Here is a 1603-nt window from a genome sequence, read left to right on the forward strand (position 1 = left end):
CAAAGTACCACCCCGCATAATTAGATAAATAGGAGTACTGGCCAAATGGCACAAATTAAAAAGCGGGGCATGCATTGGGATGGAGGTTGAACGGAACTACAAATGTGTAGTTAGGTGAAGTAGCGCCTTGATAACTATTCAAGCATGTGATTAGACATAAAATCCTTCAATTCATTTATATCTTTTACTTTAGTTAAACCCATTTTTTCGGCAATCTGTTCAATTACTGCTTCACCAAAAGGTGTAATTCTATATTTCAAAATATCTTCTGCTGGAGCATGAGGATCAAATGATTCTAGAACAGTTTTTGTTATATCTATGAATTGAGTAGTGAGCAGACCTAATTCCAGTAGACGATATATCGCCATTAATACGCGGGTTTTGCTCATCACATCTCCCATAGTGCGAATAACAGGTTGAACTACTGTTTTCGTCGGTGAAGCACCAGCCTGAACTAAAAGCTGCCAGCTATTGAAATCCAAACTCTCAGCAGCATGTTTAACAGCTAAAGACTTCTTCTGATCTATTTCTGATAGAGCTTCAATTAATGATTTACCCAAAATAGTCGATGCGTTTATTGGGTCTCTGTCTGGGTCGTAAAAATTGACTCTTATGTTTGCTAAATCAAATAGGATTTCATCTTTATCTGACCTAAATAAAATCACTTCTTCCGGGAGACGAATTGCTTGTGCTATCCCTATCTCGTACATTACATTTCCGTTACGTACTGGTTTGCCGCTGATATTCCCGATTGCTGTGATATCGGCGAGAATAAGAAGTGAACTCCGAATCCCCTCTAATATATCTGTGAGAATCGAATCGTTTATCCTGCTCACATCCACACGGTATGGATTTAATGAAACTCCGTTCATCTGTACCTTGCGAATGGTTGGAGCTATTAAATTCTCCCATCTCGAATCAAATTCCTCACTGAAACTCATTGCAACAAAGACCTTGTTGTTACGTGGAAACGGAGGAAATAGAGAAAAAAAGTTCTGTGGATACATGTTACTAACCCTCATGAAGAATCAAGGCACTATTTCGCATAGAGTGTATATCTGAACTTGCTTTGCACATACTGCCTATTGGACGAATTTCAATCATCATACATCCTTCTTTACTTTTCTCCCGAATTAAGCTTTTGCCGTACTCCACAAAACCCTTCTGACCACACAACCAATCCCAACCACTGCATATATCATAACAACTTCCCGCAGTTACTATACCCCCAACTTAACTACCGTAGCCCGTACATAATACCTGCCACCCGTTTTTCCATCTCGTCCGTCAATACAAATCTTCATAATTTCCCCCCTAACTACGCCATGAAACCAACCTAAAAATAAAGCTTCCTGAACAACTCCAGAAAGCATCCCACAATCAAACCACCAACACCCGTTTAACCCTTTCTCGGATCAGTTATCTCGCCCGTAAGTGCAGATGCTGCCGCAGTGGCCGGAGAGGAAAGATACACAAAAGCCTTAGCACTGCCCTGCCTCCCCTGGAAATTGCGGTTAGACGTGGCAAGCCCCACCTCACCGTCACCCAGCAGCCCGAAACTGCCGCCCATACAGGGTCCGCAGCAGGGACTCTCAACTATTGC

General features: G+C 42.0%; 4 protein-coding genes. All 4 read right to left on the bottom strand.

All coding sequences use genetic code 11. The features are described from left to right. Nucleotides 1-134 precede the first annotated feature (134 nt). Nucleotides 135-1007, bottom strand: coding sequence for a hypothetical protein (locus HGJ98_RS20700; RefSeq protein ID WP_291353604.1), 873 nt, complete (start codon nucleotides 1005-1007; stop codon nucleotides 135-137). A 4-nt stretch (nucleotides 1008-1011) separates the two neighbouring features. Next, nucleotides 1012-1155 carry a hypothetical protein gene (locus tag HGJ98_RS20705; protein WP_291353605.1) on the bottom strand — a complete coding sequence of 48 codons (144 nt, stop codon included), beginning with the start codon at nucleotides 1153-1155 and terminating at the stop codon, nucleotides 1012-1014. A gap of 65 nt (nucleotides 1156-1220) precedes the next feature. After that, the gene (locus HGJ98_RS20710; protein WP_291353606.1) at nucleotides 1221-1373 is read right to left on the bottom strand and encodes a hypothetical protein; all 153 of its coding nucleotides are present in this window, start codon (nucleotides 1371-1373) and stop codon (nucleotides 1221-1223) included. 26 nt (nucleotides 1374-1399) lie between these two features. After that, nucleotides 1400-1603, bottom strand: a 204-nt coding sequence (locus tag HGJ98_RS20715) for an aconitase family protein (RefSeq protein ID WP_291353607.1), incomplete at its 5' end; no start/stop codon positions are given.

The sequence above is a fragment of the Desulfosporosinus sp. genome, assembly GCF_014237355.1.
Taxonomy (GTDB): Bacteria; Bacillota; Desulfitobacteriia; order Desulfitobacteriales; family Desulfitobacteriaceae; genus Desulfosporosinus.